This window comes from Pseudomonas sp. NPDC088322 (assembly GCF_044740745.1).
GTDB lineage: Bacteria > Pseudomonadota > Gammaproteobacteria > Pseudomonadales > Pseudomonadaceae > Aquipseudomonas > Aquipseudomonas shirazensis.
Genome location: NZ_JBIURK010000008.1, coordinates 188,455 through 201,442 on the forward strand (window position 1 = coordinate 188,455; position 12,988 = coordinate 201,442).

Annotated in this window: 13 protein-coding genes; 3 read left to right on the forward strand and 10 right to left on the reverse strand. The window is 63.1% G+C overall.

The features are described 5' to 3' along the window. The first annotated feature begins 36 nt into the window (after nt 1-36). The 3 genes from holA to ACIOAU_RS20860 all read left to right on the forward strand — a co-directional run bounded on the left by holA (nt 37) and on the right by ACIOAU_RS20860 (nt 2,817). A complete protein-coding gene (gene holA, locus ACIOAU_RS20850; RefSeq protein ID WP_101322256.1) occupies nt 37-1,074 on the forward strand; it encodes a DNA polymerase III subunit delta in 1,038 nt (345 codons plus the stop codon). 203 nt (nt 1,075-1,277) lie between these two features. Next, complete coding sequence (arfA, locus tag ACIOAU_RS20855; RefSeq protein WP_101322257.1) at nt 1,278-1,442, forward strand: alternative ribosome rescue factor ArfA; 165 nt, start codon at nt 1,278-1,280, stop codon at nt 1,440-1,442. 61 nt (nt 1,443-1,503) lie between these two features. Continuing rightward, complete coding sequence (locus ACIOAU_RS20860; RefSeq protein ID WP_101322258.1) at nt 1,504-2,817, forward strand: lytic murein transglycosylase; 1,314 nt, start codon at nt 1,504-1,506, stop codon at nt 2,815-2,817. A 138-nt stretch (nt 2,818-2,955) separates the two neighbouring features. On the opposite strand, the gene ACIOAU_RS20865 is transcribed toward ACIOAU_RS20860, so the two are convergent. From ACIOAU_RS20865 to rlmH, 10 genes are all read right to left on the reverse strand, one after another. Next, entirely contained in the window at nt 2,956-3,894 is a 939-nt protein-coding gene (locus tag ACIOAU_RS20865) for an LD-carboxypeptidase (protein ID WP_401184394.1), read from the reverse strand. Between the two features lie 144 nt (nt 3,895-4,038). Next, on the reverse strand, nt 4,039-5,055 hold the full coding sequence (gene lipA / locus ACIOAU_RS20870; RefSeq protein ID WP_101322260.1) for a lipoyl synthase: 1,017 nt from the start codon (nt 5,053-5,055) through the stop codon (nt 4,039-4,041). A gap of 2 nt (nt 5,056-5,057) precedes the next feature. Continuing rightward, nucleotides 5,058-5,705 (reverse strand): lipoyl(octanoyl) transferase LipB, encoded by a 648-nt coding sequence (gene lipB, locus ACIOAU_RS20875; RefSeq protein ID WP_103435110.1) that lies wholly within the window; start codon nt 5,703-5,705, stop codon nt 5,058-5,060. Next, entirely contained in the window at nt 5,705-5,980 is a 276-nt protein-coding gene (locus ACIOAU_RS20880) for a DUF493 domain-containing protein (protein WP_101322262.1), read from the reverse strand. The genes lipB and ACIOAU_RS20880 overlap by 1 nt, the downstream gene beginning before the upstream one ends. A 74-nt stretch (nt 5,981-6,054) precedes the next feature. Then, a complete protein-coding gene (locus ACIOAU_RS20885) occupies nt 6,055-7,215 on the reverse strand; it encodes a D-alanyl-D-alanine carboxypeptidase family protein (RefSeq protein WP_101322263.1) in 1,161 nt (386 codons plus the stop codon). Nucleotides 7,216-7,432: 217 nt separating this feature from the next. Continuing rightward, entirely contained in the window at nt 7,433-8,440 is a 1,008-nt protein-coding gene (locus tag ACIOAU_RS20890) for a septal ring lytic transglycosylase RlpA family protein (RefSeq protein WP_150573289.1), read from the reverse strand. After that, entirely contained in the window at nt 8,440-9,450 is a 1,011-nt protein-coding gene (gene mltB, locus ACIOAU_RS20895) for a lytic murein transglycosylase B (RefSeq protein WP_101323117.1), read from the reverse strand. Before mltB ends, ACIOAU_RS20890 begins: the two co-directional genes overlap by 1 nt. Nucleotides 9,451-9,467: 17 nt before the next feature. Next, a complete protein-coding gene (gene rodA / locus ACIOAU_RS20900; protein WP_178080848.1) occupies nt 9,468-10,571 on the reverse strand; it encodes a rod shape-determining protein RodA in 1,104 nt (367 codons plus the stop codon). 38 nt (nt 10,572-10,609) lie between these two features. Further along, nucleotides 10,610-12,499: a penicillin-binding protein 2 gene (mrdA, locus tag ACIOAU_RS20905; RefSeq protein WP_101322266.1), complete on the reverse strand. Its 1,890-nt coding sequence runs from the start codon at nt 12,497-12,499 to the stop codon at nt 10,610-10,612. Nucleotides 12,500-12,516: 17 nt separating this feature from the next. Continuing rightward, nucleotides 12,517-12,984: a 23S rRNA (pseudouridine(1915)-N(3))-methyltransferase RlmH gene (gene rlmH / locus ACIOAU_RS20910; RefSeq protein WP_101322267.1), complete on the reverse strand. Its 468-nt coding sequence runs from the start codon at nt 12,982-12,984 to the stop codon at nt 12,517-12,519. Between the last annotated feature and the right edge of the window lie 4 nt (nt 12,985-12,988).

Sequence of the window (12,988 nt, forward strand, 5' to 3'; positions counted from 1 at the left end):
CGTGCGGGGCACCGCCAGGTGCCCCGACCTCTGCTCATGAAGCTCGCCCCCGCCCAACTCAACAAGCATCTGCAAGGTACTCTTGCGCCTGTCTATATCGTCAGCGGCGATGACCCGCTGCTGTGCCAGGAGGCCGCCGACGCGATTCGCGCCGCCGCCCGCCAGCAGGGTTTTGACGAGCGCCAGGTGTTCAGTGCCGATGCCAACTTCGACTGGGGTACGCTGCTGCAAGCCGGTGCCAGCCTGTCGCTGTTCGCCCAGCGGCGCCTGCTCGAGCTGCGCCTGCCCTCGGGCAAGCCTGGTGACAAGGGCGCGGCGGCGCTGATCGAGTACTGCTCGCGGCCCGCTGAAGACACTTTGCTGTTGATCAGCCTGCCCAAGCTCGACGGCAGTGCGCAGAAAACCAAATGGGGCAAGGCGCTGGTCGAGGGCAGTCAGTGCCAGTTCATCCAGATCTGGCCGATCGATGCGCAGCAGTTGCCGCAGTGGATCAATCAGCGCTTGGCCCAGGCCGGGCTGTCGGCCCAGCGGGATGCGGTCGACCTGATTGCGGCGCGGGTCGAGGGCAACCTGCTCGCAGCCGCCCAAGAGATCGAAAAGCTCAAGCTGCTCGCCGAAGGCAACCAGATCACCGTCGAAACCGTGCAGAGCGCGGTGGCCGACAGTGCTCGCTTCGATGTGTTTGGCCTGGTCGATGCCATTCTCAAAGGCGATGCGACCCATGCCCTGCGCATGCTTGAAGGCCTGCGCGGCGAGGGCGTCGAGCCCCCGGTGATTCTCTGGGCGCTGGCCCGCGAGCTGCGCCTGCTGGCGGGTATCGCCTTGCAGTTCAGCCAGGGCATCCCGCTCGACAAAGCCTTCAGCCAGGCGCGTCCGCCGGTATGGGACAAGCGCCGGCCACTGGTCAGCAAGGCCCTGCAACGGCTGTCGGCGCAGCGCTGGGCGCAGTTGCTGCAGGATGCTCAGCGTATCGATGCGCAGATCAAGGGCCAGGCGCCTGGTTCGCCCTGGACGGGGTTGACGCGGTTGGCGCTGTTGATGGCTGGGCAGCGATTGGTATTGCCTTCGGAATAGCCAGGGCCGCTTTGCGCCCCTTCGCGGGTGAACCCGCTCCCACAGTGTTTTGCAGCGCCGCCGTACCTGTGGGAGCGGGTTCACCCGCGAAGGGGCGCAAAGCGGCCCCAACAATCTCGACCATATACACAATCAATTGGCCCCACCCCGCGCCAAGCCCTAAAGTCCGCCCCGCACACCCACCCAAGCCGGGGAACCCCGCCATGAGCAAAAAGCCGCAAAAGCACCGCCCCAACAAAGCCAAGTCGATCATTGCCCAGCCGCTGTTTCGCAGCCGCCAGGAGCAACCAGACAAGGGCAAAGGCAGCTACCGCCGCGAAGCCTTCCAATCGAGAGATTGGGAGGTTTCTTACTTTTTGGCCGCATGAAAGCATCCAGCGCGCAGGCATGATATGGTCGCTACCTGACCTGTAATTCCTGGATCTGTGCATGTCCCTCAGTCTGTTCCCACGCTGGCAGCCACGCCAGCTGATCGCGGCCTCCAGCCTTATCCTGCTGGTCGCCTGTGCGGAAAAACCTACCGCCGCCGACGCCGTGCCACTGGCTCCTGCCCAGCCCGCACCGGTGGTTACCCTGCCCACCAGCAACGCCGACATCAACGCTGAAATCCAGCCAGTGCAGAGCTTTGCCCAGTGGCAGGCCGGTTTCCGTCAACAAGCGTTGCAGGCCGGCATTGATGCCGGGCTGTTCGACCGCGTGTTTGCCGGTGTCACGCCGGACATGGACGTGATCAAGGCCGATCGCAGCCAGCCCGAGTTCAGCCGCCCGGTGTGGGAATACCTCGACGGCGCGCTGTCGCCGCTGCGGGTACGCAACGGCAAGAAGCTGCTGGAACAGAACGCCGAGCTGCTCACGCGCCTGGAACAACGCTATGGCGTGGACCGCCAGGTGCTGGTGTCGGTGTGGGGCATGGAGAGCAACTTCGGCCAGTTCCAGGGCAGCAAATCGGTAATCCGCTCGCTGGCGACCTTGGCCTATGAGGGCCGCCGCCCACAGTTTGCCCAGGACCAGCTGATCGCGGCGTTGCAGATCCTGCAGAACGGCGACATTCAGCCTGAGGCCATGCGTGGTTCGTGGGCCGGGGCGATGGGCCAGACTCAGTTCATCCCGACCACCTACAACACCCATGCCGTCGACTTCGACGGCGACGGCCGCCGCGACATCTGGAACAGCACAGCCGATGCCCTCGCATCGACCGCACATTACCTGCAAAGCTCGGGCTGGAAGCGTGGCCAACCGTGGGGCTTCGAAGTCCAGGTGCCGGCCGATTTCGACTTCTGGATCGCCGATGGCGCCCAGCGCAAGACCGTCAGTGAATGGCTGCAACTGGGCGTCAAGCTGCCCAATGGCACCCAGCTGCCAGCGGGCAGCAATCAACTCTCGGCGGCGCTGCTGCTGCCGGCCGGCGCACGTGGCCCGGCGTTCCTGGTGCTGGACAACTTCCGCGCCATTCTCAAGTACAACAACTCGTCGTCCTACGCGCTGGCGGTAAGCCTGCTGGGCGATCGCTTCTCCGGTTGGGGCTTCATTGCCGGCAGCTGGCCCAAGGATGACTTGCCACTGAGCCGCAGCGAGCGCATCGAACTGCAGAACCTGCTCAATGCCCGCGGCTATGACGCGGGCAATGCCGACGGCATCATCGGCGCCAATACCCGCAAGGCCATCCGTACCGCTCAGCAGGCGCAGAACATGCCCGCTGACGGCTACCCGACGCACAAGCTGCTCGAGAGTTTGCGTCAGTAGTGAGATTGCCGGGGGCTGCTTCGCAGCCCTTTCGCGACACAAGGCCGCTCCTACAGGGACCGCGTAAAATTGACGTGCGCGGCCAACTGTAGGAGCGGCCTTGTGTCGCGATAGGGGCGCAAAGCGCCCCCGGCAATCTCAAGCCCTGAACAAATCCTGCTGCAGCACCAGTGTCTGCATGTCGCTGTCGAGCCGCACCTGAGCGCCCAGCGGCAGGCACAGGTTCGGATCGCAATGGCCACTGCGCCAACCGGCCAGTACCGGCACCCCCAGCGGCGCAAAAATGTCCTGCAACAGCGGGGTCATGGCGGCTACGGTAATCCCGGCGAAATCCCCCACCAACACCCCACGCACGCCCCGCAGCTTGCCTGCCAGGCGCAATTGCGTGAGCAGTCGGTCAACCCGGTACAACGGCTCGTTGACGTCTTCGATAAACAGAATGGCGCCGTCGGTGTCGATCTCCCCAAGCGTACTCAGCGTCGCGCCGAGCATCGACAGATTGCCGCCCAGCAGGCGCCCGCTGGCAACGCCTGGCAGCACTGTGGTCAAGGGATATGCATGGGGATGGACGAGTGCATCGCCCTGCCCCACTTCACCGCGCAATTGCCGCAGCAGCGAGCTGACTGTCGGTTCAAGCTTGCCGCCCAGCAGGTCGGCGTTGAGCATGCCACCGTGAAAACTGACCAACCCGCAGTAGCGGTTGATCGCGGTGTGTAGCGCGGTGATGTCGCTGTAGCCAATCAAGGCTTTGGGGTTGCGGGCAATCAGCTCGAAATCGATCTGGTCGAGCAGGCGCATGCTGCCGTAGCCACCGCGCATGCACAGGATCGCATCCACCTGCGGATCGGCGAATGCAGCATGCAGGTCATCCAGCCTTTGCTGGTCAGTACCGGCCAGATAACCCTGGCTGCTGCTCACGCTGGGATATAGCCGGCACCGATAGCCACGCTCGTTGAACCACTGCTGGGCCTTGTCGGCATCCAGCCGCGCCGGCCCTGCCGGGGCAATCACCGCAAAACAGGCATCCGCTGCCAGCTTTCGCGGCAATAGTGAACCTAGGTGTTCAGCACAGTCCATCCAGCAACTCCTTGAAAGCATTTGCAGATCAATGGGCAGCAACAATGGGCCAGCCCGAGATCGTTGCCCACAGGGTACACATCCCCCAACAAAAATGCCGATGGCACCTCCCGGCGCGCATCGGCATTGGCCCAGCGGATCAGCTTACAGCTTGATCTTGGCTTCGTGCGCCTGCTGGTCAGCGTGGTACGAGGAACGCACCAGCGGCCCGGAGGCGACGTTCTTGAAGCCCATCTTGTGGCCTTCTTCAGCGAACCAGGCAAAGGTGTCCGGGTGCACGAAACGCTGCACCGGCAAGTGGCTGCGCGATGGCTGCAGGTACTGGCCGAGGGTCAGCATGTCGATGTCATGCTCGCGCATGCGCTGCATCACTTCGATCACTTCTTCGTCGGTTTCGCCCAGGCCGAGCATCAGGCCAGACTTGGTCGGTACGTGCGGCACCAGTTGCTTGAACTTCTGCAGCAGGTCCAGCGACCAGTCGTAGTCCGAACCCGGACGCGCGGCCTTGTACAGGCGCGGTACCGTTTCCAGGTTGTGGTTGAACACATCTGGCGGCTCTTGAGCGGTGATCGCCAGGGCCACGTCCATGCGCCCGCGGTAGTCCGGCACCAGGGTCTCGAGCTGCACGCCCGGGGACAGCTTGCGGATCTCGCGAATGCAGTCGGCGAAGTGCTGGGCACCGCCGTCACGCAGGTCGTCGCGGTCTACCGAGGTGATCACCACGTACTTCAGACGCAGGTCGGCGATGGCTACGGCAAGGTTCATCGGCTCGTCGGCATCCAGTGCTTTCGGCCGGCCATGGCCAACGTCGCAGAACGGGCAACGACGGGTGCAGATGTCACCCATGATCATGAAGGTGGCGGTACCACCCGAGAAGCACTCACCCAGGTTCGGGCACGAGGCTTCTTCGCAGACGCTGTGCAGCTTGTGCTTGCGCAGCAGTTGCTTGATACGGTCGACTTCCGGCGAAACCGGGATGCGCACGCGGATCCAGTCAGGCTTCTTCGGCAGCTCGTCGGTAGGGATGATCTTTACCGGGATGCGCGCGACCTTGTCGGCGCCACGCAGCTTGACCCCGGCTTCGACCTTCTTCGGCGCCGGGCGCGGGGTCACGTCATGGGTGGTGATCAGGTTCGGCACGGCTTCTTGCACAGTTGTCATATTCAGTCGATTCCGCCCGTAAGGGTCGTCTGCTCAGCATAGTCGAGGTGCTTGACCAGCTGTCCACGCAGCCTTGTCCTGACCTCGGTGAGTTCGATCGGACCTGCCAGATCACGCAGCTGGGTCATCGCCAGCCCCGCATAGCCGCAGGGATTGATTCGGCGGAATGGCGCAAGGTCCATGTCCACGTTCAGAGCAAGGCCGTGAAAGGTACGGCCGTTGCGGATTCGCAAGCCGAGCGAGGCGATCTTGGCCCCGTCAACATAGACTCCGGGCGCATCGGCCTTGGCCGCCGCCACAACGTCATAACTGGCCAGCAGATCGATCAGGCTGTTTTCGATCCGGGTAACCAGTTCACGCACGCCAAAACCAAGCCGGCGCACATCAAGCAACAGGTAAGCCACCAACTGCCCGGGGCCATGGTAGGTCACCTGGCCACCGCGGTCGCTCTGCACCACCGGGATATCACCCGGCACCAGCAGGTGCTCGGCCTTGCCAGCCTGGCCCTGGGTGAACACCGGCGGGTGCTCGACCAGCCAGACTTCGTCCAGGCTGTCGGCACCACGCTGCTCGGTAAAACGCCGCATGGCCTCCAGCACCGGTTCATAGGGCTGCAGGCCAAGCTCGCGGATACCGAGGCTGGCCGGCATCAGAGCACCATTTTCACAATGCCGGTAGCACGCAGGGCGCTGTTGATGTCGTGCAACTGGTCTTCGCTGGTCGCCACGATGTGCAATTGCACGGTGGTGTACTTGCCTTCCTTGCTCTGGCGCTCGGCCAGGGTCGACATGTCGACCTCAGCGTGTTTCTTCAAAATCTCGATGACCGTGTTCTTGAAATTGACCACGGTATCGCCGATCACCTTGATTGGGTAATCAGCGCAGGGGAATTCGATCTTGTGCGACTTGACGTCAGCTTCGCTCATGCGGAAACGGCCTCGTAAGCCGTGGCAACAACAACGCTCCCGCCGGATTGGCGGGAGCGTGGCAGGTCACGTTATCAGTTGAACAACCCGTAGAAGAATAGACGAATGCTATCCCACATACGGCGCAAGATACCACCTTCCTCAACGCCGTCGAGGGCGATCAGGTCGGCGCTGTGAACCACTTTCTCGTCAAGTTTGACTTCGACTTTACCGATCACGTCACCTTTGGCGATGGGCGCGGTCAGCTGTGGGTTCATGGTCATCGAGGCGGCCAGGCGCTTCAATTGGCCTTTAGGCATGGTCATGGTCAGGTCGTTGGCCAGACCGGCCTTGACCTGGTTGGTCGCGCCTTTCCATACCGGCGCCTGAGTCAGCTCGGTGCCCTTCTGGTAGAAGGTCTGGGTCTCGAAAAAGCGGAAGCCATAGGTCAGCAGCTTTTGCGTTTCGGCGGCACGCGATTGCTCGCTGTTGGTACCGAACACCACGGCGATCAGGCGCTGGCCATCACGTACGGCGGAGGCGACCATGCAGTAGCCGGCTTCGTCGGTGTGGCCGGTTTTCAGGCCATCGACGGTCTTGTCACGCCACAGCAGCAGGTTGCGGTTGGGCTGCTTGATGTTGTTCCAGAAGAATTCTTTCTGCGAGTAGATCGCATAATGAGCCGGGTCTTCGTTGATGATCGCGCGAGCCAGCAGGGCCATGTCGTGGGCCGACGAGTAATGCTCGGGGTGCGGCAGACCGGTCGGGTTCATGAAGTGGCTGTTGCTCATGCCCAGATCGGCAGCAGTCTTGTTCATCATGTCGGCGAAGGCATCTTCGCTGCCGGCGATGTGTTCGGACAGAGCGACCGAGGCATCGTTGCCCGACTGGATGATGATGCCGTGCAGCAGGTCGCTGACGGTGACCTGGCTGCCTACCTTGATGAACATCCGCGAACCGCCGGTACGCCAGGCGTTTTCACTGACGGTAACCGGGTCGTTCTCGCCGATCTGGCCACGACGAATGTCGAGGGTAGCGATGTAGGCGGTCATCAGCTTGGTCAGGCTGGCTGGCGGCAGGCGCTCGTCACCGTTGTTTTCGACCAGCACGTTGCCGCTGGACGCGTCCATGAGTACGTAGGACTTGGCTGCCAGCTGTGGTGGGGCTGGCATCATCTGCTCTGCTGCAAAGGCAGCAGGGGTGATCATCAGCAGGACAGGCAGGCAAAGTCGTTTGGCAAGGTTGGTGATGTTCATCCGTCTCTCGAAAATCGCTAATGGTCTGATGTTCCGTGGGCTCGAAGCCCAACGCCCAGTCAGTCTAGTTATGTGAGCTGCGTGGCAGCCCAGGAGCCTGGCGCGGGGCCTGGCGGGGCAAAAACGGCCATTGTACATGGCCGCGCCGGGCAATTCATGACAAAACGGACAGCCCGGCGCCCACTTCAGGCCGCAGCGGGCGCCGTGAGTTCCGCGTTCAGTCGGTGACCAGCTTGGCCTGGCCGAGATTGGCCAGGCGCACGCTGTCTTGAGTCTGCTGCACTTCACCCTGGCTGCTCATCGGCCCCAGGCGCACGCGGTGCAGGGTCTGCTGGTTACGCACGATCGAGCTGATGAACACCGGTGCGCTGACCATGGTGCTCAGTTTCGAGCGCAGCAGCTCGGCGGCATCCGGGTTGGCGAAGGCGCCGACCTGGAGGAACATGCCGCCGGTGTTGCTCGGCACGCTGTTGCTGGCGATCTGCACCGGCACCACGGCAGCGGCATGCTGCTGCGCTGGCGGTGTCCACTGCTCGACCTTGCCGGTGCTGGCGGGCAGCGGCTGCGTCTGCGCGACCTGCGGCTCTTTCAGCACCAACGGCGCCTGCTGGCCGCGCTGGGCCCACCACTGCTGCGGGTCGATGCCTTCAACGCGCACCCGCGCGGTGCCGGTTTCGGCGTAACCGAGCTTCTTGGCGGCGGCGTACGACAGGTCGATGATCCGGTCCGAATAGAACGGGCCGCGGTCGTTGACCCGCAGGATCACGCTGCGCTGGTTGTCGAGGTTGGTCACCTTGACGTAGGCCGGCAACGGCAGGGTCTTGTGCGCCGCGCTCATGCCGTACAGGTCATAGACCTCGCCGTTGGCGGTGTTCTGACCGTGGAACTTGGTGCCGTACCACGATGCAGTACCCTCGGCGCGGTAGTTGCGCGATTCCTGGATCGGGTAATAAGTCTTGCCCAGCACCGTGTACGGGTTGGCCTTGTAGTTGCCGGTGTGCACGGTCGGGGTGGCGTCGGGGATCTTGTTGACGTCGACATCCCACCATGGTGCGCCGTCTTTATGCGCGCGGTTGATGTCCAGGCCCGGCTGCGAGCGGATGACGTTGCCACCCGCACCGCTGCTCTTGGGTGCAGGCCGGCTCGATGAGCAACTGACCAGGACCGCACTGATGGCGATGCAGGTCAGCAGTTTGAAGGAATGAGTAGTAAACAATCCGCGCATTACTTGACGCCCCGTGCAATGACCAGCTGTTGCGAAAGCTGATGCACGGCCATGGCGTACATCACACTGCGGTTGTAACGCGTGATCGCATAAAAGTTCTTCTGGCCCATCCAGTATTCAGGGCCGTTGTCGCCTTCCAGTTTGAAGGCGGTGACCGGCAGATCATCGCGCAGCGCATCATTGCTCGACCAGCCCAATGCGCGCAATTCGGCGACGGTCTTGACCGGCTCGATGCCGCTGGTCAGGCCTTCGTCGGCACGCTCGCCGCGCACCTGGGCGCGGCTGACCACGCCTTCCCCGGCAACCCAGCCGTGGCGCTTGAAGTAGCTGGCGACACTGCCGATGGCGTCATCCGGGTTGTTCCAGATATTGATATGGCCGTCACCGTCGAAGTCCACTGCGTAGGCGCGAAAGCTGCTCGGCATGAATTGCGGCAGGCCCATGGCGCCGGCGTACGAGCCTTTCAGGGTCAGCGGGTCGAGCTGCTCTTCACGGGCCAGCAGCAGGTACTCGCGCAGCTCCTTGCGGAAGAATTCAGCCCGCGGCGGGTAGTCGAAACCCAGCGTCGACAGGGCATCGATCACCCGGTAGTTGCCGGTGTTGCGACCAAAGAAGGTTTCCACGCCAATGATCGCCACGATCACCTGGGCCGGCACGCCGTATTCCTGCTCGGCACGCGCCAGGGTTGCCTCGTGCTGGCGCCAGAAGTCGACACCACGGGCGATGCGCGCATCGGTGAGGAACATCGGCCGGTATTCTTTCCACGGCTTGACCCGCTCCGCCGGACGCGAAATCGCGTCAAGAATCGACTGCTTGCGCTGCACCTCGCGGAACACGCCCATCAGCTGTTCGCCGGCAAAGCCGTGGTCGCGGGTCATTTCGCCGACAAACTCGGCCACCTGCGGCGAGCCGTCGTAGTCGCCGGCACTGGCCTGCTGGACTGCGCCGAGCAGGCCCATTGCGCCGATCCACGGCGCCCAACGGGCCGCCCAGCTACGCACTGCTTGCATGAAATTGTTCACCTTATTCAAACTTGCGCGATCCATTTGCGGTGGGTGTGGATCGACATCAGAACGCCAAACGCTGACAGCAGCGTCACCAACGAAGTTCCGCCATAGCTAATGAAGGGCAGCGGCACCCCCACCACCGGGAGCAAGCCACTGACCATACCAATATTGACGAACACATAAACAAAGAAGGTCATCGTCAGGCTGCCCGCGAGCAGCTTGCCGAACAGGGTCTGCGCCTGTGCGGTGATGACCAGGCCGCGGCCGATCAGCAGCAGATAAACGATCAGCAGCATGCAGATGCCGACCAGGCCGAATTCCTCGCCGAGCACGGCGATGATGAAGTCGGTGTGGCTCTCCGGCAAAAAGTCCAGGTGCGACTGCGTACCGAGCAACCAGCCCTTGCCGAATACCCCGCCAGAGCCGATCGCGGCCTTGGACTGGATGATGTTCCAGCCAGTGCCGAGCGGGTCGCTCTCAGGATCGAGGAAGGTCAGCACGCGCTGTTTCTGGTAGTCGTGCATGACAAAGAACCACATCGCCACCGCCACCGGCACTGCCGCGGCGATCACACTGATGATCCAGCGCCAGCGCAGGCCACCCATGAACAGCACGAACGCGCCGGAAGCCAGAATCAGCAGCGCAGTACCCAGGTCCGGCTGGCGCACGATAAGAATGAACGGCACGCCGATCAGCACCAGGCTGATCGCCACATGCTTGAGATCAGGCGGCAAGGTGCGCTTGGACAGGTACCAGGCCAGGGTTGCCGGCATGATGATCTTCATGAATTCCGAAGGCTGGAAGCGGATCACTCCGGGAATGTTGATCCAGCGCGTGGCGCCCATGGCGTTGTGACCCATGACGTCGACCACCACCAGCAGCAACACCCCGGTCAGGTACGCCAGCGGCACCCAGCGGGCCATGAAGCGTGGCTCGAGCTGGGCAATGATGAACATCGAGACCAGGCCGATGCCGAACGAGGTCGCCTGCTTGCTCAGCAGGTCCCAGTTCTTGCCGCTGGCCGAATACAGCACGAACAGGCTGCCGGCGGCGAGGGTCAGCAGAATGATCAGCAGCGGGCCGTCGATGTGGATGCGCTGAAGAAAGCTCGCGCGCCGACGCATGACGTCTTCGCTGGAGAGCATGCGATCAAAATTGTTAATCACTGGGCCTTTTCCTGAGCGACGGTGGCGGGAGCAAACTCGGTTTTCAACTGGCCGTTGGCGTCGAGCAGCCAGGCGTCCATGATCTGGCGCATCACCGGCGCCGCCACGCGGCCACCAGCCTCGCCGTTCTCGATCATCACCGAGACGACGATCTTCGGATCGTCAGCCGGGGCGAAACCGACGAACAGGGCGTGGTCACGGTGACGCTCCTGGACTTTGTTGCGGTCATACTTCTCGCCCTGCTTGATCGCCACCACCTGAGCAGTACCGCTCTTGCCGGCGATGCGGTACTGCGCGCCGGTGGCAGCCGCGCGGGCGGTGCCGCGGGCGTTGTGCATCACCTGCTCCATGCCGTGGGTGACCTTGGCCCAATCGGACGGGTCACGCAGGACGATGTCCTCGATCGGGTTTTCGTCGACCGGCGGCTGGCCCTCGATGGTCTTGGCCAGGTGCGGGCGGAACCACTTGCCCTTGCTGGCGATCAGCGCGGTAGCCTGGGCCATCTGCAACGGCGTGGTCTGCATGTAGCCCTGGCCGATGCCGAGGATCAGCGTTTCGCCCGGGAACCACGCCTGGCGGCGGGTGGCGCGCTTCCACTCACGGGTCGGCATCAACCCGGAGGATTCCTCGAACATGTCCAGCGACACGCGCTGGCCGAGGCCGAACTTGTTCATGTAGGTCGACAGGCGATCGATGCCCATCTTGTGCGCAAGATCGTAGAAGTAGGTGTCATTGGAACGCATGATCGCCAGGTCAAGATCAACCCAGCCGTCACCGGTGCGGTTCCAGTTACGGTATTTGTGGTCGTAGTTGGGCAACTGGTAATAGCCCGGGTCGAACACCCGGCTGCCGGCTGTCACGACACCGCTGTCGAGGCCGGCGATGGCCACTGCGGGCTTGATCGTCGAACCGGGTGGATACAGCCCGCGCAGGACCCGGTTGAACAGCGGCCGGTCGATCGAATCGCGCAGGTCAGCATAGGCCTGAAAGCCAATGCCGGTGACGAACAGGTTGGGGTCGAAGCTTGGCTGGCTGACCATCGCCAGTACTTCACCCGAGCGTGGATCAAGCGCCACGATAGCGCCACGCCGACCACCCAGAGCCAGCTCGGCGGCTTCCTGCAGTTTGATGTCCAGGCCCAGCACGATGTCCTTGCCGGGGATCGGGTCGGTGCGTTTGAGCACGCGCAGCACGCGGCCGCGGGCGTTGGTCTCGACCTCCTCGTAACCGACCTGACCGTGCAGGGCATCTTCATAGAAGCGCTCGACGCCGGTCTTGCCGATATGGTGGGTGCCGCTGTAGTTGACCGGATCAAGGGTCTTCAGCTCTTTCTCGTTGATCCGCCCGACATAACCGACCGAGTGGGCAAAGTGCGCACCTTGCGGGTAATGCCTGACCAACTGCGCAGCCACTTCCACGCCCGGCAACCGGAACTGGTTGACGGCGATCCGGGCGATCTGGTCTTCGCTGAGCTCGAACAGGATCGGCACGGGCTCGAACGGCCGCCGACCCTGCTTCATGCGCTTCTCGAAGAGGGCACGGTCGTCCGCTGTGAGCCCCAGCACCTCAACGATGGCGTCCAGCACCTCTGGCCATTTGCCGGCACGTTCGCGGGTCATGGTCAGGCTGAAGCTGGGCCGGTTGTCGGCGATGATCACCCCGTTGCGGTCGAAGATCAGCCCGCGGGTCGGCGGGATCGGCTGCACATGCACCCGGTTGTTCTCCGACAGCGTCGAGTGATAGTCGTACTGGATGATCTGCAGGTAGTACAGCCGAGCAATCAGCACGCACACCAACAACATGATCGCCACAGCGCCGACCACGACGCGGTTGCGCACCAGACGGGCGTCTTTCTCGTGGTCTTTGAGGCGGATCGGCTGCGACATCGGGCGGGCTTACAGGCTCATTTGTGGTAGGGATGCCCGGACAACACGGTCCAGGCGCGGTAGATCTGTTCGCCGATCAGTATCCTTACCAACGGGTGCGGCAAGGTCAGCGGCGACAGCGACCAGCGCTGTTCGCTGCGCGCACACACCTCAGGCGCCAGGCCTTCCGGCCCACCCACCATCAAATTCACCGTCCGCGCATCCAGGCGCCAGCGATCCAGCTCGACCGCCAACTGCTCGGTGCTCCACGGCTTGCCGTGGACTTCGAGGGTGACGATGCGTTCGCCGGGCTGAACCTTGGCCAGCATGGCCTCCCCCTCCTGACGAATCAGGCGAGCCACGTCGGCGTTCTTGCCCCGGGTGTTCAGCGGGATTTCCACCAGCTCGAGCGGCAACTCAGCAGGGAGGCGCTTGGCATATTCATGCCAGCCTTCCTCGACCCACTTGGGCATGCGCGAGCCGACCGCGATCAATCGCAGACGCACGGCG

Excerpts from the sequence above, each read along its gene's own strand:
- arfA (WP_101322257.1), top strand. The coding sequence starts at position 1,278 with ATGAGCAAAAAGCCGCAAAAGCACCGCCCCAACAAAGCCAAGTCGATC.
- lipA (WP_101322260.1), bottom strand. The coding sequence starts at position 5,055 with ATGACAACTGTGCAAGAAGCCGTGCCGAACCTGATCACCACCCATGAC.
- mltB (WP_101323117.1), bottom strand. The coding sequence starts at position 9,450 with ATGCAAGCAGTGCGTAGCTGGGCGGCCCGTTGGGCGCCGTGGATCGGC.
- ACIOAU_RS20880 (WP_101322262.1), bottom strand. The coding sequence starts at position 5,980 with ATGAGCGAAGCTGACGTCAAGTCGCACAAGATCGAATTCCCCTGCGCT.
- rodA (WP_178080848.1), bottom strand. The coding sequence starts at position 10,571 with ATGCGTCGGCGCGCGAGCTTTCTTCAGCGCATCCACATCGACGGCCCG.
- ACIOAU_RS20885 (WP_101322263.1), bottom strand. The coding sequence starts at position 7,215 with ATGAACATCACCAACCTTGCCAAACGACTTTGCCTGCCTGTCCTGCTG.
- ACIOAU_RS20890 (WP_150573289.1), bottom strand. The coding sequence starts at position 8,440 with ATGCGCGGATTGTTTACTACTCATTCCTTCAAACTGCTGACCTGCATC.
- holA (WP_101322256.1), top strand. The coding sequence starts at position 37 with ATGAAGCTCGCCCCCGCCCAACTCAACAAGCATCTGCAAGGTACTCTT.
- ACIOAU_RS20865 (WP_401184394.1), bottom strand. The coding sequence starts at position 3,894 with ATGGACTGTGCTGAACACCTAGGTTCACTATTGCCGCGAAAGCTGGCA.
- mrdA (WP_101322266.1), bottom strand. The coding sequence starts at position 12,499 with ATGTCGCAGCCGATCCGCCTCAAAGACCACGAGAAAGACGCCCGTCTG.
- lipB (WP_103435110.1), bottom strand. The coding sequence starts at position 5,705 with ATGCCGGCCAGCCTCGGTATCCGCGAGCTTGGCCTGCAGCCCTATGAA.
- ACIOAU_RS20860 (WP_101322258.1), top strand. The coding sequence starts at position 1,504 with ATGTCCCTCAGTCTGTTCCCACGCTGGCAGCCACGCCAGCTGATCGCG.